Origin of the sequence: Stenotrophomonas sp. STM01, from assembly GCF_014852135.1 — a bacterium.
GTDB lineage: Bacteria > Pseudomonadota > Gammaproteobacteria > Xanthomonadales > Xanthomonadaceae > Stenotrophomonas > Stenotrophomonas capsici.
On sequence record NZ_JACVBA010000001.1, the window covers coordinates 186,705 to 205,513 of the forward strand.

Annotated in this window: 15 protein-coding genes; all 15 read left to right on the plus strand. The window is 69.1% G+C overall.

The genetic code is table 11. The features are described 5' to 3' along the window. The first annotated feature begins 134 nt into the window (after nt 1–134). Nucleotides 135–1,925: a flagellar biosynthesis protein FlhF gene (flhF, locus tag IB227_RS00830; protein ID WP_192285857.1), complete on the plus strand. Its 1,791-nt coding sequence runs from the start codon at nt 135–137 to the stop codon at nt 1,923–1,925. Next, on the plus strand, nt 1,912–2,796 hold the full coding sequence (locus tag IB227_RS00835) for a MinD/ParA family protein (RefSeq protein ID WP_132863163.1): 885 nt from the start codon (nt 1,912–1,914) through the stop codon (nt 2,794–2,796). Before flhF ends, IB227_RS00835 begins: the two co-directional genes overlap by 14 nt. Beyond that, nucleotides 2,793–3,539 (plus strand): RNA polymerase sigma factor FliA, encoded by a 747-nt coding sequence (locus tag IB227_RS00840; protein ID WP_132863162.1) that lies wholly within the window; start codon nt 2,793–2,795, stop codon nt 3,537–3,539. Before IB227_RS00835 ends, IB227_RS00840 begins: the two co-directional genes overlap by 4 nt. Nucleotides 3,540–3,552: 13 nt before the next feature. Next, nucleotides 3,553–3,945 (plus strand): chemotaxis response regulator CheY, encoded by a 393-nt coding sequence (gene cheY, locus IB227_RS00845; protein WP_165931126.1) that lies wholly within the window; start codon nt 3,553–3,555, stop codon nt 3,943–3,945. Further along, nucleotides 3,945–4,565: a protein phosphatase CheZ gene (locus IB227_RS00850; protein ID WP_132863161.1), complete on the plus strand. Its 621-nt coding sequence runs from the start codon at nt 3,945–3,947 to the stop codon at nt 4,563–4,565. Before cheY ends, IB227_RS00850 begins: the two co-directional genes overlap by 1 nt. Nucleotides 4,566–4,568: 3 nt before the next feature. Then, the gene (locus IB227_RS00855) at nt 4,569–6,404 is read left to right on the plus strand and encodes a chemotaxis protein CheA (protein WP_192285859.1); all 1,836 of its coding nucleotides are present in this window, start codon (nt 4,569–4,571) and stop codon (nt 6,402–6,404) included. Nucleotides 6,405–6,665: 261 nt separating this feature from the next. After that, complete coding sequence (locus IB227_RS00860; protein WP_132863159.1) at nt 6,666–7,406, plus strand: flagellar motor protein; 741 nt, start codon at nt 6,666–6,668, stop codon at nt 7,404–7,406. A 3-nt stretch (nt 7,407–7,409) separates the two neighbouring features. Next, on the plus strand, nt 7,410–8,354 hold the full coding sequence (gene motD / locus IB227_RS00865) for a flagellar motor protein MotD (RefSeq protein WP_192285861.1): 945 nt from the start codon (nt 7,410–7,412) through the stop codon (nt 8,352–8,354). Beyond that, on the plus strand, nt 8,354–9,142 hold the full coding sequence (locus tag IB227_RS00870) for a ParA family protein (RefSeq protein ID WP_132863157.1): 789 nt from the start codon (nt 8,354–8,356) through the stop codon (nt 9,140–9,142). Before motD ends, IB227_RS00870 begins: the two co-directional genes overlap by 1 nt. Then, nucleotides 9,139–10,281, plus strand: a complete 1,143-nt coding sequence (locus tag IB227_RS00875; RefSeq protein WP_192285863.1) for a chemotaxis protein CheW — start codon at nt 9,139–9,141, stop codon at nt 10,279–10,281. The genes IB227_RS00870 and IB227_RS00875 overlap by 4 nt, the downstream gene beginning before the upstream one ends. A 203-nt stretch (nt 10,282–10,484) precedes the next feature. Continuing rightward, complete coding sequence (locus IB227_RS00880) at nt 10,485–10,793, plus strand: STAS domain-containing protein (RefSeq protein WP_132863155.1); 309 nt, start codon at nt 10,485–10,487, stop codon at nt 10,791–10,793. Then, nucleotides 10,790–11,155, plus strand: a complete 366-nt coding sequence (locus IB227_RS00885) for a response regulator (RefSeq protein ID WP_087922463.1) — start codon at nt 10,790–10,792, stop codon at nt 11,153–11,155. The genes IB227_RS00880 and IB227_RS00885 overlap by 4 nt, the downstream gene beginning before the upstream one ends. Nucleotides 11,156–11,191: 36 nt before the next feature. Beyond that, nucleotides 11,192–13,153, plus strand: a complete 1,962-nt coding sequence (locus IB227_RS00890) for a chemotaxis protein CheA (RefSeq protein ID WP_192285865.1) — start codon at nt 11,192–11,194, stop codon at nt 13,151–13,153. 411 nt (nt 13,154–13,564) lie between these two features. Next, entirely contained in the window at nt 13,565–15,823 is a 2,259-nt protein-coding gene (locus tag IB227_RS00895; protein ID WP_192285867.1) for a methyl-accepting chemotaxis protein, read from the plus strand. A 130-nt stretch (nt 15,824–15,953) separates the two neighbouring features. Then, entirely contained in the window at nt 15,954–18,587 is a 2,634-nt protein-coding gene (locus IB227_RS00900) for a methyl-accepting chemotaxis protein (protein WP_192285869.1), read from the plus strand. The last annotated feature ends 222 nt before the right edge of the window (nt 18,588–18,809 follow it).

The window sequence follows — 18,809 nt, forward strand, 5'->3', positions numbered from 1 at the left end:
CTCCCCGAAAGGGCCGGCGACGGAAATCAGACACCCAACCGACCGAAACACCCGCGCACGAAGGAGCCCGCAACGCCATGCACGACATCGCCAACGCCACTCCTTCGCGGCAGCCCCACTCCCGGTACCAGAACATGAAGATCAAACGTTTCGTCGCCGCCGACATGCGCACCGCCATGAACCTGGTGCGCAAGGAGCATGGGCCGGACGCGGTCATCCTTTCCAACCGCCGCATCGAGGAAGGTGTCGAGATCGTGGCGGCCGCCCATTACGACGAAGCCGTGGTGCAGCAGGCGCTGGAAGCCAGCCGCCCGGCCCCGCCGGCCCCGAGCAAGCCGCGCAGTGCCGCTGAAGCGATCATGGCCGCGGTCACCCGTCGCCGTACCCCGGAGCCGGAACCGGTCGCCGTCACCACGTCCGCGGTCGCCGCCCTGGCCCGCTCGGCCGTGGGTGCCACTGGCCGCTCGATCGACACCAGCGTGGAACTGGCGCCGGGCAGCCGCTTCGCTTCGTTGCTCAAGCAGCCGGCCGCCGAAGCCCCGGTCATCCCCGCCGCCATCGTCCCGGCGGCGGCCATGCCCGCCGCATTCGCCTCGATCGCACCGGCGGCCGTGGCGACGCAGCACTTCGCCACCCTGCTGGCTGACGAACCGCCGGTGGTGCCGGCTTTCCGTCCTGCCGGCAGCGTCGCCGCCAAGGTCCCGGCAGCCAGTCAGGAGCCGTCCCAGGCCGCGACGGTCGACGCGGTGCCGCCGGTGCAGCGCGCCCAGTTCCAGATCGATCCGCCGCAGCCGGAGCCGCCCCCGGTACCGGCAGTGGCCGAACTGCCGGCCGCAGCGCCCGTGGCTGCTGCCCCGGTGGTCGCCGTAACCGCACCGGTTGCCGCGGCCACGACCGAAGCTGTCGTGCCCGTTGCGCCGGCCGTACCGGCCGTGACTGCAGCGCCGGCGGCACCGGTCGCCATCCCGGTCACCCCGGAGACCGCCGCGGCGCTGAGCGTGGTGGCCTCCCGCCGCGACGACGAACAACTCATCCAGCTGCGCCAGGAAATGGCCGGCATGCGCCAGATGATCGAGCGCGAGATGCACCGCTTCACCGACGAGCGCCTGCGCGGCAGCGCAGTGCGTGCCAATGCGCTGGACCTGATGGACGAGTACGGCTTCGACGCCGGCCTGGCCCGCGATGTGGTCCTGCAGATCCCGGCCGACACCGACCCCAGCCGCGCCCGCGGGCTGATGCTGGGCCTGATCTCGCGCAAGCTGCCGATCGCCCCGGTCGACCCGATCGAGACCGGCGGCGTGATTGCCCTGGTCGGCCCGACCGGCGCCGGCAAGACCACCACCATCGCCAAGCTGGCCTCGCGCTTCGCCGAGGCCCACGCCCCGCGTGACGTGGCGCTGGTCACCACCGACACCCAGCGCATCGGCGCGCGCGAACAGCTGTATGGCTTCGGCCGCCAGCTCGGCATCGCCGTGCACGAGGCCAACAGCGGTACCGACCTGAACCAGCTGCTGCAGAAGCTGGCCGACTACAAGCTGGTGCTGATCGACACCGCCGGGCTGGGCCAGCGCGACCGCGCCCTCACCGCCCAGCTGCAGTGGCTGCGCGCCGCCGGCCAGATCCGCACCCTGCTGGTGCTGCCGGCCAACACCTCCTTCCAGGACATGGATGAGGTGGTGCGCCGCTTCAGCGCCGCCAACCCGCAGGGCGTGGTGCTGACCAAGCTGGACGAGACCGGCCGCTTCGGCTCGGCCCTGTCCATCGCCGTGGACCACTGCCTGCCGGTGACCTGGGTCACCGACGGCCAGGACGTGCCGGAGGACCTGCACCGGGCCTCGGCGGCCAATCTCGTACTTCGCCTTGAAGATTTGCGCCGCGCGGCCGATATGCCCTGCAACCCGGAGTTCAACAATGCAGTCGCGTGAGTACGCCAAGCTGACCCACACCTTCCCGCTCGCGGCCACCCGGCGCGAGCCCGCAGGACCGGTGCGCACCATCGCCGTCACCGGCGGCAAGGGCGGCGTCGGCAAGACCAATGTCTCGGCCAACCTGGCCGTGGCACTGGCCGGCATGGGCAAGCGCACCCTGCTGCTGGACGCCGACCTGGGCCTGGCCAACATCGACGTGGTGCTGGGCCTTCAGCCCAAGCACACCCTGGCCGACCTGGTCGCCGGGCGCTGCACGCTGGAGGAAGTGATCATCGAGGGCCCGAACGGGGTGCTGGTGGTGCCGGCCGCGTCCGGCCGCCGCCACATGGCCGAACTGGCGCCGGCCGAGCACGTGGGCCTGGTCAACGCGTTCTCCGAGCTGGAACGCGACCTGGATGTGATGATCATCGATACCGCCGCCGGCATCACCGACAGCGTGCTGACCTTCTGCCAGGCCGCGCAGGACACCGTGGTGGTGGTCTGCGACGAGCCGGCCTCCATCACCGACGCCTACGCGCTGATCAAGGTGCTCTCGCGCGAGCGCGGCGTGGACCGCATCCAGGTCGTGGCCAACATGGCCCGTGATCCCAACGAAGGCCGCGCCCTGTACGAGAAGCTGGTGCGCGTGTGCGAGAAGTTCCTGATCGACGTCTCGCTCAACTACCTGGGCTGCGTGCCGCAGGACGACTGGCTGCGCGTGTCGGTGCAGCGTCAGCAGCCGGTGGTGAAGCTGTACCCGTCGGCACCGGCCGCCCTGGCCATCCAGGAGATCGCCCGCCGCACCGCGCGCTGGCAGGCCCCCACCACCCCGCGCGGCGGCGTCGAGTTCTTCCTGGAACGCATCATCCAGCAGAAGGTGAGCGCATGAACGCAACGGCCCATTACCGTGAAGTCCAGCGCAATGCGGCCAACGAGTGCATTGCCCAGCACGCCGACCTGGTGCGCCGCATCGCCCACCACCTGGCCGCGCGCCTGCCCGCCAGCGTGGAGGTCGACGACCTGATCCAGGCCGGCATGATGGGCCTGATCGAGGCCTCGCGCAGCTATGACGCCGAACAGGGCGCCTCGTTCGAGACCTATGCCTCGATCCGCATCCGAGGCTCGATGATCGACGAGATCCGGCGTGGCGACTGGGTGCCGCGCTCCGTGCACCGTCGCGCCCGCGATGCCGCGGCCACCATCCGTCGCCTCGAGCAGGCCAGCGGCCGTGCCGCCAGCGCCACCGAGGTGGCCGAGGCGATGGAAATGCCGCTGCCCGAGTACATGCGGCTGGTCGAGGATGCCTCGCGCGGCCAGGTGCTGAGCCTGGAGTCGCGCATCGAGGACCAGGGCGAGCTGGACACCCCGGCCACCGGCGGCCCCACCCCGCAGCAGATGCTCGAGCGCAGCCAGTTCGGCGCCGAGCTGGGCAGGGCCATCAGCCAGCTGCCCGAGCGCGAACAGCTGGTGCTCTCGCTCTACTACGAGCAGGAACTGAACCTGAAAGAGATCGGCGCGGTGCTCGGTGTCAGCGAGTCGCGCGTCTGCCAGATCCATGGCCAGGCCACGCTGCGCCTGCGTGGTCGGCTGAAGATTTTCGAGTCGGCCGACGCCGGCTTCGAGGAACCATGAAGAGGAATTCCTTTTGAACAAGAACATGCGCATCCTGATCGTCGACGATTTCTCGACCATGCGTCGTATCGTCAAGAACCTGCTCGGCGACCTGGGCTTCACCAACACCGCTGAAGCCGAGGACGGGCATGCCGCGCTGGCCATGCTGCAGAGCCAGCCGTTCGATTTCGTGGTCACCGACTGGAACATGCCGGTGATGACCGGCATCGAGCTGCTCAAGGCCATCCGCGCCGATGCCAAGCTCAAGACCCTGCCGGTGCTGATGGTCACCGCCGAAGCCAAGCGCGAGCAGATCATCGAAGCCGCCCAGGCCGGCGTGAACGGCTACATCATCAAGCCGTTCACCGCGCAGACCCTGGAAGAGAAGCTCGGCAAGATCTTCGAACGACTGACGGCGAGCGCCTGATGGACCTGCCTGTCGAGACGCTGAGCGACAAATCGGCCCTGATCCAGCGCCTGCAGGATGCGCTGGCCGCGCTGGAAAACGGCGATGAAACCCGTTGGCGCCAGGAAATCGACGCCCTGGCCGCGCTGCGCGCGCAGCCGATGGTGGCCGGGCTGGGCCGGTTGGCCCGTGAGCTGGGCCAGGCACTGGGCGAGCTGCCCAGCGTGCCCAGCGAAGCCGGCGAGCTGGACGATGCCTGCGCGCGCCTGGACCACGTGGTGGAGATGACCGAGAAGGCCACCCACCGCACCCTGGACCTGGCCGAGGAATGCCGCGAGCTGACCGAACGCCTGCGCGCCGAAGGCCTCAACGCCGACCAGGACCAGCTGCTGGACCGCATCCGCCACAACCTCACCGAAGTAGCGCTGACCCAGAGCTACCAGGACCTGACCGGTCAGATCATCCGCCGCGTGGTGGGCATCGTCCGCCGCGTGCACGAGGGCTTTGGTGCGCTTGGCCTGCCCCCGGCCGAGGAAGACGTGCGCAACGCCGGCCTGGCCGGTCCGGCGGTCAATGGCCTGGACCGCCACGCGGTCAGCCAGCATGACGCCGACGACCTGCTGTCGGACCTGGGGCTGTAAGCCATGAGTGCCTTCGCCGACGACATCGCCGCCGATTTCATCATCGAAGCCCAGGAGATCCTCGATCGCCTGGGCGAGCAGCTGGTGACGCTGGAGCAGGCACCGGAAGACGCCGACCAGCTCAACGCGGTGTTCCGCGGCTTCCACACGCTCAAGGGCGGCGCCGGCTTCCTGTCGATCACGCCGATGGTGGAGCTGTGCCATGCCGCCGAGGAAACCCTGGGCATGGCCCGCTCGGGCAAGGCGCAACTGCTGGCCCATCACTTCGATGCCGCCCAGCAGTCGCTGGACTGGCTGCAGTCCATGCTCGACGCGGTGTCCTCCGGCACCGAGCCGGGCCACGCGCCGGCGGCATTGATCGCGCAGTTCGACGTCGGTACCGCGCCGGTACCGGTCGCGGCAGCGGTCGCGCCGGCCGGTGACCTGATCACCGAGGACGAGTTCGAGGCCCTGCTCGACAGCCTGCACGGCAAGAGCGCGCCGTCGGCGGTGGCCGCCAAACCCGCCGATGACCTGATCACCGAAGACGAATTCGAGGCGTTGCTCGACACGCTGCACGGCAGTGCCGCGCCCGGCACGTCCGCCGCTCCGGCAGTGGCACCGGCAGCGCCCCGCCCGGCGCCTGCCCCGGCCGCGCGCCCCACCGCCGCGGCCAAGCCGGCGGCCGCACCGGCCAAGGCCAGCGAGCCCGAGCACACCGTGCGCGTGGACACCAAGCGCCTGGATGCCATCGTCAACCTGATCGGCGAACTGGTGCTCTCACGCAACCGCCTGAAGACCCTGCGCAGCCGGCTCAAGGACGAGGAACTCGACCGCGCCGTCTCCACCCTGGACATCGCCACCGCGCGGCTGCAGTCGGCGGTGATGCGCACCCGCATGCAGCCGGTCGGCAAGGTGTTCTCGCGCTTCCCGAAGGTGGCGCGCGACGTCGCGCGCTCGCTGCAGAAGGAAGTGGACCTGGAACTGATCGGCGCCGACACCGAGCTGGACCGCAACCTGGTCGAAGCCCTGGCCGACCCGCTGGTGCACCTGGTCCGCAACGCCATCGACCACGGCGTGGAGATGCCCGACCTGCGCGAGGCGCAGGGCAAGCCGCGGATGGGCCGGGTGCGGCTGTCCGCCCAGCAGGAAGGCGACTACGTCAGCATCGAGGTGCAGGACGACGGCGCCGGCATCGACCCCGAACGCCTGCGCGCCAAGGCCCGCGAGAAGGGCTTGATCGACCCGGAGGCCGCCGCCCGCCTGACCAGCGAGGAATGCCTGCACCTGGTGTTCCTGCCCGGCTTCTCCACCAAGCAGCAGGTCACCGACATCTCCGGCCGCGGCGTCGGCATGGACGTGGTGCAGTCGCGCATCCGCGAACTCAGCGGCCAGATCCAGATCCAGTCCGAACTGGGCCGTGGCAGCCGCTTCCTGATCCGCGTGCCGCTGACCCTGGCGATCCTGCCGACCCTGCTGGTCCAGGCCGGTGAGGACGTCTATGCGCTGCCGCTGGCCCGCGTGATGGAAGTGCTGCACGCCCCGGCCACCTCGCTGGGCTGGTTCGACGGCCGCGCGGTGCTGGACCGCAAGACCCACACGCTGGCGCTGGTGGACCTGCGCCAGTGGCTGGGCGTGACGCCGACCCTGTCGCCGCTACTGACCATCGTGGTGCTGCAGGTCGGCGAAGCCCGCTTCGGCCTGGTCGTGGACCAGGTCCGCGGCCGCGAGGAAGTGGTGATCAAGCCCCTGCCGCGCGCCCTGCGCGGCCTGCGCGGCTACGCCGGCGCCACCCTGATCGGCGACGGCCGCATGGCGCTGATCCTGGACGTGGATGGGTTGCGTGGTGGGCAGGACTGACAGGCACAGCCAACTGTCTGCACTCCCCTCTCCCGCCTGCGGGAGAGGGTGCCCGCAGGGCGGGTGAGGGCCGCTTTGCGCTGCACCGGGTGACGCTTCCCCCACCCCAACCCCTCCCCCGCAGGCGGGAGAGGGGCTAAAGCAAAAGCCTCCCCCGCGCGCGGGAGCGGGGCTGAAGCAGGCAGCTCCCCCGTACGCCGGAAAGGAGCGAACGCAACACCCCGATTCAAGACTGTCTTCACAAGGCCGATATCCAACACCATGGACCGACTCAGCATCATTGGACTCTTCCTCGCCCTCGCTTCGCTGGTGGGCGGCAGCATCCTCAAGGGTGCGGGCCTGTCGTCGCTGTGGTCGCCGGCCGCGTTCGTGATCGTGATCGTCGGCACCATCGCCGCGATCCTGCTGCATACCTCGCCGGCGGTGTTCAAGCACGCCTTCAGGATCGTGCGCTGGGTGATCCGCCCGCCGGCCAGTGACCGCCGCGCGCTGGTCCAGCAGATCGTGGACTGGAGCAACATCGCCCGCCGCCAGGGCCTGCTGGGCCTGGAGCCGCAGGTGGAGCAGCAGGACGACCCGTTCATCCGCAAGGGCCTGCAACTGGTGGTCGACGGCGTGGAGCCGGACACCATCCGCCACATGATGGAAATCGAGCTCGGCAGCCAGGAACAACAGGACCTGGCGGCGACCAAGGTGTTCGAAGGCATGGGCATCTACGCCCCGACGCTGGGCATCATCGGTGCCGTGCTGGGCCTGATCGCGGTGATGAAGAACCTGGCCGACCCGAGCAAGCTCGGCCATGGCATCGCCGCCGCGTTCACCGCCACCATCTATGGCATCGCCTCGGCCAACCTGCTGTTCCTGCCGGTTTCGGCCAAGCTCAAGAGCGTGATCGCCTCCAGCACGCGCGAGCGCGAGATGGTCATCGAGGGCCTGATCGCCATCGCCCAGGGCGAGAACCCGCGCAACATCGAAAACAGCCTGGCCGGGTTCGTGAACTGAGCCATGGCACGTCGCAAGCACCACGAAGAGCACGCCAACCATGAGGCATGGGCCATCCCCTATGCCGACCTGATGACGCTGCTGCTCGCCTTCTTCGTGGTGATGTACGCCATCTCCTCGCTCAACGAGGGCAAGTACCGGGTGATGGCCGACTCCCTGTCCACCGCTTTCGGCGGCGCACCGCGCACCATCAGCCAGGTGCAGGTGGGCAACATGCAGATCCAGGGCGGCGGCCACGACACCCCGTCGGTGATCCGCTCGCCGAGCATGACCGGCGGCGCCATGGCCGACCCCACCCAGCTGCCGTCGATGGCATCGCACATGCGCATGCCGGTCTCCACGCGCAACCAGGAACAGCTGCAGCGCGCCGAGCGCCAGTTGAACCAGATCGCCGACCGGCTCAGTTCCGCGCTGGCGCCGCTGGTCAAGCAGGGCGTGATCACGGTGCGCCGCACCGAGCTGTGGCTGGAAGTGGAGATCAACAGCGACATCCTGTTCGCCACCGGTTCGGCCTCGCTCGATGCCGGCGCCCGCGACACCCTGGGCAAGCTGGCCGACGTGCTGCTCGATGCCCCCAACGGCGTGCGCGTGGAAGGCCACACCGACAACGTACCGATCGCCACCACGCAGTTCCCGTCCAACTGGGAGCTGTCCGCCGGTCGCGCCGCCAGCGTCGTGCACCTGTTCGCCGACCATGGCGTGCAGCCGGCACGGCTGGCGATGGTGGGCTATGGCCAGTTCCGTCCGCGCGAAAGCAACGACCTGCCGGAAGGCCGCAACCGCAACCGGCGGGTGATGGTCATCATCCTGGCCGACTCGGCCGCAGCGGCCGACCTGCCCGGCGTGGGTACCACCACCGCCGGCACCAACGGCACCGACGCCCCCCGTGGCGACAGCTCCCCCGCTGCCGCCGCCTCGGTGCCCGCTGTCATCGAAGGAGTTCACTGATGCGTATCTGGGCCATTGCCAACCAGAAAGGTGGCGTCGGCAAGACCACCACCACCCTGTCACTGGGGCGCGGCTTGGCCGCGCGCGGGCACAAGGTGCTGCTGATCGACCTGGATCCGCATTCATCCCTCACCCGCGCCTTCGGCGTACCGATCGAACCGGTGCCGCAGGGCGTGCAGGAACTGTTCGCCACGCCGCCGCACGACATCGCCGCGCTGGCGCGCGCCAGCGACATCCCGGGCCTGGACTACCTGTGCGCGCAGGCGTCGTTGGCCACGCTGGAACGCCGCAGCGCCAACCAGCCCGGCCTCGGCCTGGCGCTGCAGCAGGCCTTGGCCCGCCACGGCGACCGCCATGACTACATCCTGCTCGACTGCGCGCCCACGCTGGGCCTGCTGATGATCAACGCGCTGGCCGCGGCCGACCGCCTGGTCATCCCCACCCAGGCCGAGCCGCTGGCGCTGCACGGTCTGGACGGCATGGTACGCACCGGCGAAATGGTCGAGCGCTCACGCAAGCGGCCGCTGCCCATCTCGGTGCTGCCGACCCTGTTCGACCGCCGCACCCGCGCCGGCAACGAGTCGGTGCGCGCGATGCAGGACCGTCACGGCGAGCGCGTCTGGGAAGATGCCATTCCGCTGGATACCCGCATCAGCCAGGTCGCCGGTCTGGTCCAGCCGATCCAGGGCGACGACTACCCCGGCCGCGGCCATGCCGCCTATCGCCGCGCGCTGGACTGGCTGTTGGCCGAAGAGGCACGCGTGCGGCCAGCGCAGGAGGCGGCATGAGTACCGTCGGCGCACTGGACGACTACCTGGACGAACTGCTCGGCGGCGGCATGCCGACGGCGGTGACCGCCACTGCACCGGCCGCGCCGGTGAAAATACCGGGTGACAGCGCCGAGCTGGAAGCCGCCTTCGAAGCCGCGCTGGCCGAGGTCCAGGCACAGGCCAATGCCGTGCCCGTAGACGCCCCCGTCGCCGCTGCGTCCACCGTTCCCGGTGACAGCGCCGAACTGGAAGCCGCCTTCGAGGCCGCGCTTGCCGACGTCCAGGCACGGGCCAATGCCGTGCCCGTGGAGGCCCCCATCGCCGCTGTATCCACCGTTCCCGGCGACAGCGCCGAACTGGAAGCCGCGTTCGAGGCCGCACTGGCCGCCGCCGCGGCTTCACGCGCGAGCGCCATGGCTGAACCCACCTGGGCCGACGTGCCTGCTGAGCCGGTCGCCGCCGCGCCGGCGCCGGAGCCCACCTGGGACGACCTGCCGGACGAGGTCATCTACGAAACCGACGCGGCCGAAAGCGCCCGGCTTGCCCATGCCGACAGCCCCGGCCTGCAGGCCGCCTTCGACGTGGCCGCAGGCGTGGCCCCCGCACCGCCACCGCCGGCCCGCACCGCGCGACCGGCCCCTGCGCCCGCCCCTGCCGCACCCGCCGCCGTACCGAACACGTGGCAGGAACTGCAGGCGCAAGCCGCACGGCCACCGCAGCAACGCCGCGCCAGCGAGCGCACCTCGCGCTGGCTGCGCCTGCGTTGCGGTGCGCAGGCCTATGCGCTGGAGCTGTTGAAGGTGCAGGAAGTGGTCCTGCCGGTACCCTTGCTGGCGCTGCGCGGTGCCGCGCCGTCGATGCTGGGCATCATGAACTTGCGCGGCCAGGTGGTCCCGGTGCTGGACCTGTGCCGGCACCTTGGCGTCCCGGTCACCGAAGACTCCGCGCAGACCCGCATCGTGGTGCTGGAGGAGAACGGCGAAACACTTGGCCTGCGCGTCTCCGCCGTGGAGGACGTGGCCAACCTGACCGACTCGCAGATCGAACCCCCGGACACCGCGCGCATCTGCCAGATCTCCAACGAGCTGTTCAAGGGCATTGCCCGCATCGGCAGCCAGCCGATGATCCTGCTCGATGCCACCCGCCTGCTCCAGTAGGCGCGCCTTCCGGCGCGAAGCAGGAACCACGTCCCTACCGAGAGTGCATGCAAGCCCCGGATGCATCGGTTTCGCGCTGGAAGGCGCTCCTGCCGGGCAAACCGCGCAATTCATCACATTCCGCGCCGCACCAGGTCACCTGCCCTAAAGAACCCCGGTGCAATGCCGCTACCCCTCCCAGTAACGTTTGTCCCGGAGCAACGATGAGCACTGTGGCGCTGTCGCAGGATCTCGGAATCGAATCCACCAGCGAGCTGAAACAGCAACTGGCCGCGCATCTCGGCCAGGGCGGTGAACTGCGTGTCGACGCCAGCGAGGTGGCCCGCGTGCACACCGCGGCCATGCAGGTGCTGTGCGCCTTCGTCGTGGCCCGCCAGCAAGCCGGGCACGGCACCGTGTTCGACAACGCTACCGACACCTTCCGTGACGCCGCGCGCCTGCTCGGTGTCCTCCGGACCTTCGGTCTGGAAGCAACCCCTGACACAACGAAATCTGTGGAGAACGCTGCATGAGCGCACGAATCCTGGTGGTGGACGACTCGGCGTCGATGCGCCAGATGGTCTCTTTCGCCCTCACCTCGGCCGGCTTTTCGGTGGAAGAAGCCGAAGACGGCGCCGTCGCCCTCGGCCGTGCCAAGGGCCAGCGCTTCAACGCGGTGGTCACCGACGTGAACATGCCGAACATGGACGGCATCGCGCTGATCCGCGAGCTGCGCCAGCTGCCAGACTACAAGTTCACCCCGCTGCTGATGCTCACCACCGAATCGGCCGCGGACAAGAAGTCCGAAGGCAAGGCCGCCGGCGCCACCGGCTGGCTGGTCAAGCCGTTCAATCCCGAACAGCTGGTCGCCACCGTCCAGAAAGTCCTGGGCTGATACGCCCCGCCTGCACCCCTCACGGATACCGCGCCAATGAGCATGGACCTGCAACGTTTCCACGCCACCTTCTTCGAGGAAAGCCGCGAAGGGCTGGATGCGATGGAAGCCGGGCTGCTGGCGCTGGAAGACGGCCAACGCGACCCGGAGGTCATCAACTCGGTGTTCCGCGCCGCCCATTCGATCAAGGGCGGCGCCGGTACCTTCGGCTTCGATGCCATCGCCGGCCTCACCCACGTGCTGGAAACGCTGCTCGACGAGCTGCGTGCCGGCAAGCGTGCGCTGGAAGGCAACGCGGTCGATGCGATGCTGGCCTCGGTGGACGTGCTGCGTGCGCTGCTGCGCGAGGTCGAGCACGGCCAGGCCGCCGACCCGGCCGCGGTCAAGGCGGTGACCGATCGACTGCAGGCGGTACTGGCCGGAACGGCGCCGGTCGCCGTCGCAGCCGCGAAGCAGGAAGAAACCCCTGACGCCTGGCAGATCGGCTTCGTGCCGGCGCCGTCGCTGTTCATGAGCGGCAACGACCCGCTGCGCATCATCCGCGAGCTGGAGACGCTGGGCTCGCTGCACGTCGAACCGCGCATGCAGCGCCTGCCGGCGTTCGAGCAGCTTGATCCGCTGGAAGCCTACCTGGCCTGGGACCTGGGCCTGGTCGGCAAGGTGCCGCGCAGCCGCATCGAAGACACCTTTGCCTGGGTCGTGGACGACTGCGAGCTGGACATCCGTCCGGCCGCGCCGCCCAGCCTGGCCACCGAGGCGCCCGCAGCGGCCGCCACGCCCGCCGCCGTCGACGCCGGTAAGCCCGCCGCGGCCAGCGGCACGCATGAGGCGGAGACCTCCATCCGCGTCAGCGTCGACAAGGTCGATGCACTGATCAACCTGGTCGGCGAACTGGTCATCACCCAGGCCATGCTCAAGCAGGTCTCCGGCGGGTTGGACCCGGTCCACGCCGAACGCCTGTTCGCCGGCCTGGACCTGCTCGAGCGCAACACCCGCGACCTGCAGGAAGCCGTCATCGGCGTGCGCATGCTGCCGGTGGATGCGGTGTTCCGGCGTTTCCCGCGCCTGGTCCGCGACCTGTCCAGCCGCCTTGGCAAACAGGTGCGCCTGCGCACCGTCGGCGAAGGCACCGAACTGGACAAGGGCCTGATCGAGAAGATCGCCGACCCACTGGTCCACCTGGTCCGCAACTCGATCGACCACGGCCTGGAGATGCCCGACGTCCGCCGCGATGCCGGCAAGGACGAGACCGGCACCATCACCCTGGCCGCGTCGCACCAGGGCGGCCATATCGTCATCGAGGTCAGCGACGATGGCCGCGGGCTGAACCGCGACAAGATCCTGGCCAAGGCGCTCGAGCGCGGGCTGAGCGTGCCGGACAATCCGACCGACGCGCAGGTCTGGGACCTGATCTTCCAGCCGGGCTTCTCCACCGCCGACGCGGTCACCGACCTGTCCGGGCGGGGCGTGGGCATGGACGTGGTCCGCCGCAACATCCAGGCGCTGGGCGGCGAAGTACAGCTGGAAAGCCGCACCGGCCACGGCACCCGCGTGCTGATCCGGCTGCCGCTGACCCTGGCCATCCTCGATGGCATGACCGTCTCGGTGGCCGGCGAAACCCTGATCCTGCCGTTGGCCTACGTGCTCGAGGCACTGCAGCCACAGGCCGACGACATCCGCACCATGGCTGGCGAAGGCCGCGTGCTGCGGGTGCGCGGCGAGTACCTGCCGATCCTGTCGCTGGGCCAGTATTACGGCTACCGCGATGACCGCCATGCCGACCCGCTGGTGGTGGTGGTCGAAGGCGATGGCCAGAAGATCGCGCTGGAAGTGGATGAACTGCTCGGCCAGCAGCAGGTGGTGGTCAAGAACATCGAGAACAACTACCGCCGCATCGGCGGGGTTTCCGGCGCCACCATCCTCGGCGATGGCCGCGTCGCGCTGATCGTCGACATCGGTGGGCTGGTGCGCTCGCTCCGGATCCCGCAGGCCGCCTGATCCCGGCCCCGCGCCCACATCGCGCACCGGTTGGCGGGATGCCGACCGGCCGCTGACCGGCCGTCCATGACGGCACCCGGCGCCTTCCCCGCCTGCCATCGCGCAGGCGGGAATGGCGTCCCTGCCCCTCTCCACAGGCGACCACCGCGACCGCACCCGATGCCATCGGGCGCCCCGCCCTGCGACGGTCGACGGCCCGATGCGGCCGGTGTCATTCCCCACCGCATTCACCTGAACACCGTCAGCAAGCGTTCGGCGGCGGCTGTCAAGAACCCCTCGGCAGTGCCGATACCGCAGCACATCGTGGTGCCAGCACCACACGGGCGCTTCGCCGCCCGCCTACTTCCCCGTTACCTGCGCAGGCGCGAAGGGCCTGCGCGTAGCACGCAATGCCAAACGGAGGCATCTGCAATGAAATGGTTCCAGAACCTGTCGATCACGCGGAAGCTGTTGCTGGCGTTCTGCACCACCGGTCTGCTGACCCTGCTGTTGGGCCTGTTCTCGGTGTGGCGCATGGATGTCGCCCAGCAGCAGATCCGCCAGGTCAACGAGAACTGGATGCCTGCCGTGCAGCATCTGGGCGAGATGCGCGCGCAGCTCGGTGAGTTCCGTACGTTCGAGCAGGCGCAGCTGGCCTACCAGGGCAACCCCGAGCAGCTGGCCGATTACGACAAGCGCATGGCCGATACGCGCGCGGTGATCGAGGCCGAGGAAAAGGCCTACGACGACATCGACACCGACTACACCGCCGAGGAAAAGGCGATGTACGACCAGCTCAAGGACTACCGGGCCGCGTACTTCCAGGCGCATGAACGCATCGCCGCGGCCATCGCCGCCGATGACTTCGCCACCGCCTCGGCCATCTCCAGCTCCGACTCGCGCAAGATGCGCCGCGCGCTGTTCGACCACCTCAAGAAGCTCTCCCAGTACAACCAGGAACAGCTGGCCAGGGAGACCGCGATGTCGCGCGAAGCGCACACGCGCTCGCTGCTGGCCGTGTTCGGCATGCTGGCGGCGGCACTGGCGCTGGCCGCGCTGCTGGGCTGGGCCATCATCCGCGCGATCATGGCGCCGCTGGGCGAAGCTGTGCGCGTGGCCGATGATGTTTCCGCCGGCAAGCTCGACCGCCGCATCGACGCCTCGCGCCGCGACGAAGTGGGCATGCTGCTGTCCTCGATGCAGCGCATGCAGGCGCAGCTGCAGTCGGTGATGGCCGCGCAGGGCGAGATGGCCCGCCAGCATGACGCCGGCTCGCTCAGCTACCGCATGGACGAGAGCGCCTTCCCCGGCGACTACGGGCAGATGGTGCGCGCCACCAACGGCCTGGTCGCCGGCAACGTGGCCACCATCGGTGACACCCTGGACATCCTCAAGCGCTATTCCGTCGGCGACATGAGCGTGGACATCGAGCGCCTGCCCGGCGAGAAGGCGGTGATCACCGAGACCGTGGACACCATCAAGGCCAACCTGTCGGCCATCAACACCGAGATCCGGCAACTGGCCACCGCCGCCGCCGCCGGTGACTTCACCCAGCGCGGCGACGTGGACGGCTACCAGCACGACTTCCGTGACATGGTCGCCGGCCTGAACCACCTGATGGAAACCGCCGACGGCAACCTGGCCAAGGTCTCGCAGGTGCTGCAGGCACTGGCCCAGGGTGACCTCACCGTGCGCATGGACGGCCAGTTCAACGGCGTGTTCGCACAGATGCGCGACGACGCCAACGCCACCGTCGACCAGCTGACCGCCATCGTCGGCCGCATCCAGAACGCGGCCTCCAGCATCAACCTGGCTTCCAGCGAGATCGCCACCGGCAACAACGACCTGTCGCGCCGTACCGAGCAGCAGGCCGCCAACCTGGAAGAGACCGCTGCCTCGATGGAGGAACTGACCTCCACCGTGCGCCAGAACGCCGAGTCGGCCCGCCAGGCCAACCAACTGGCCATCGGTGCGCACGGCGTGGCCAGCCAAGGCGGCAACGTGGTCGCCCAGGTGGTCAACACCATGGGCGCCATCGAGGCTTCATCCAAGAAGATCGCCGAGATCATCTCGGTCATCGATGGCATCGCCTTCCAGACCAACATCCTGGCGCTCAACGCCGCGGTGGAAGCCGCGCGTGCCGGCGAGCAGGGCCGCGGCTTCGCCGTGGTCGCCTCGGAAGTGCGGACCCTGGCCCAGCGCTCGGCCGGCGCGGCCAAGGAGATCAAGGGCCTGATCGAGGACTCGGTGGACAAGGTCGGCGAAGGCTCGGTGCTGGTGCACCAGGCCGGCACCACCATGGGCGAGATCGTGGCCTCGGTGCAGCGCGTGACCGACATCATGGCCGAGATCTCCGCCGCCTCGCAGGAGCAGAGCGCCGGCATCGAGCAGGTCAACCAGACCGTGATGCAGATGGACGAGACCACCCAGCAGAACGCCGCGCTGGTGGAGGAAGCCACCGCCGCGGCCCGGGCGATGGAAGAACAGGCACTGCTGCTCAACGAAGCGGTGGCCGCCTTCCACATCGCGTCCAAGGCGGGCACCGCCAGCGTCGCCAGCCCGCCGCGCAGCCTCCCGGCCAGCCCGGCACCGGCCAGCCCGGCACCGGCCAGCCCGCGCATCGCCCGCGCGCCGGCGGCACGCCGGATCGAACCGATGGTCGCCAATGGCGAGGACTGGCAGGAGTTTTGATGTCCCCGCGCCGCCGCCCGTCCCATGGGCGGCGGCAGGCACCGCCAGCCGCTGCCGTTTCCCTCAAGCAACACCCAGGCAAGCCGATTTACTGATCAATCCCCTCCTTCCACCCGGCCGGTAGTCGCCAATGTCCACTTCCCGACGTTCCTTTACCCGCAGCATCGCGATGCGCCTGATGCTCGGAACCGCTTTGGTTGCAACATTCGCCTTCGGCCTCACCGCGATGATCATCTACCTGCGCAGCAGCGACGCGCTGATGTCGGTCTCGCGTGCCAACCTGGAGAACATGGCCAACCTGGAAGCGCAGCGCATCTCGGCCGAGATGGGGCTGGGCTTCGAATCCAACGACACGCTGGCCAGCAGCTTCCTGAGCCTGCGCCAGTCCGGCGCACTGACCCGCCAGAATGCCTCCAGCGTCCTGCAGCAGAAGCTGCTGGCCAACCCGCAGTGGATCGGCGTCGGCACGTTGTGGGAACCGGACGCCTTCGACGGCAAGGACGCCGAGTTCGTCGATACCGACGGCCACGATGCCAGCGGCCGCTTCATGAGCTACTGGGCCTGGCAGGACGGCACGCCCGTGCAGGAAGCCCTGCGCGGCTACGACATGCCCGGCGATGGCGACTGGTACCTGCAGCCACGTGCCTCGAAGAAGCCGGCCGTGCTGGAACCGTACAGCTACGAGATCGGCGGCCGTCGCATCCTGATGACCACGCTGGCCACGCCGATCGTGGAGGGCGACCATTTCCTCGGCGTGATGACCGTGGACTTCGCCCTGCAGTCGCTGCAGGAGCGCCTGAGCACGATGCACCCGATGGAACAGGGCTACGTGCGGCTGCTGTCGCCGGGCGGCACCATCATCGCCGACCGCGACCCGGCCAAGGTCGGCAGCAAGGTCGACGATGCCGCGACCAAGGCGATGCTGGCCGGCACCGCCAAGGGCCAGGTCGTGTTCGGGCAAAGCCGCGATGCCGTGCTGGGCGAGGACGTGGTGGAAACCTATGTCCCGCTGAAGATCGGCAATGCCGGCCAGAACTTCGCCTTCGGCGTGGTGGTACCGCGCTCGCTGCTGATGCAGCAGGCCCGCGTGTTGCTGTGGACCATCATCGGCGTCGGCGTGGCGGCGGCACTGCTGCTGTGCTTGGCGCTGTACGTGCTGCTGCGCAGGCTGGTGTTCCAGCCTCTGGGGCAGGCCGTGAACGTGTCCGACCAGATCGCCGCAGGAAAGCTGGACAATGTCCTGCGCGCCCAGCGCGATGACGAACTCGGCATGTTGTTGTCCTCGATGCAGCGCATGCAGGCGCAGCTGCAGTCGGTGATGGCCGCACAGGGCGAGATGGCCCGCCAGCACGACGCCGGCTCGCTCAGCTACCGCATGGACGAGAGCGCCTTCCCCGGCGACTACGGGCAGATGGTGCGCGCCACCAACGGCCTGGTCGCCGGCAACGTGGCCACCATCGGCGACACCCTGGACATCCTCAAGCGCTACTCCGTCGGCGACATGAGCGTGGACATCGAGCGCCTGCCCGGCGAGAAGGCGGTGATCACCGAGACCGTGGACACCATCAAGGCCAACCTGTCGGCCATCAACACCGAGATCCGGCAGCTGGCCACCGCCGCCGCGGCCGGTGACTTCACCCAGCGCGGCGACGTGGACGGCTACCAGCACGATTTCCGTGACATGGTCGCGGGCCTGAACCACCTGATGGAAACCGCCGACGGCAACCTGGCCAAGGTCTCGCAGGTGCTGCAGGCGCTGGCCCAGGGTGACCTCACCGTGCGCATGGACGGCCAGTTCAACGGCGTGTTCGCACGGATGCGCGACGACGCCAACGCCACCGTCGACCAGCTGACCGCCATCGTCGGCCGCATCCAGAACGCGGCCTCCAGCATCAACCTGGCTTCCAGCGAGATCGCCACCGGCAACAACGACCTGTCGCGCCGTACCGAGCAACAGGCCGCCAACCTGGAGGAAACCGCCGCCTCGATGGAGGAACTGACCTCCACCGTGCGCCAGAACGCCGAGTCGGCCCGCCAGGCCAACCAGCTGGCCATCGGCGCGCACGGCGTGGCCAGCCAGGGCGGCAACGTGGTCGCCCAGGTGGTCAACACCATGGGCGCCATCGAGGCCTCGTCCAAGAAGATCGCCGAGATCATCTCGGTCATCGACGGCATCGCTTTCCAGACCAACATCCTGGCGCTCAACGCCGCGGTGGAAGCCGCGCGTGCCGGCGAGCAGGGCCGCGGCTTCGCCGTGGTCGCCTCGGAAGTGCGGACCCTGGCCCAGCGCTCGGCCGGCGCGGCCAAGGAGATCAAGGGCCTGATCGAGGACTCGGTGGACAAGGTCGGCGAAGGCTCGGTGCTGGTGCATCAAGCCGGCACCACGATGGGCGAGATCGTGGCCTCGGTGCAGCGCGTGACCGACATCATGGCCGAGATCTCCGCCGCCTCGCAGGAGCAGAGCGCCGGCATCGAGCAGGTCAACCAGACCGTGATGCAGATGGACGAGACCACCCAGCAGAACGCCGCGCTGGTGGAGGAAGCCACCGCCGCGGCCCGGGCCATGGAAGAACAGGCACTGCTGCTCAACGAGGCCGTGGCCGCCTTCCACATCGCGTCCAAGGCGGGCACCGCCAGCCTCGCCAGCCCGCCGCGCAGCCGCCCGGCCAGCCCGGCACCGGCCAGCCCGCGCATCGCCCGCGCGCCGGCGGCACGCCGGATCGAACCGGTGGTCGCCAATGGCGAGGACTGGCAGGAATTCTGATTTTCCCGCGGTTTCCGGCTTCCCCCCCACGACGACCACGGCCTGCCCGTGGTCGTCGTGTTTTGGGACATCCAACCCACTTTCCGCGTAGCCAGGATTACAGATAACGCCCTGAATCGTAAGAGTTTCATCACGATCCTCACGACTTCATCACATGCCCTTTCAGTTCATAAAACGCCCCCTGTTCAGCCATCAAGCCGCCTCCGGATCGCGCCGCTATCC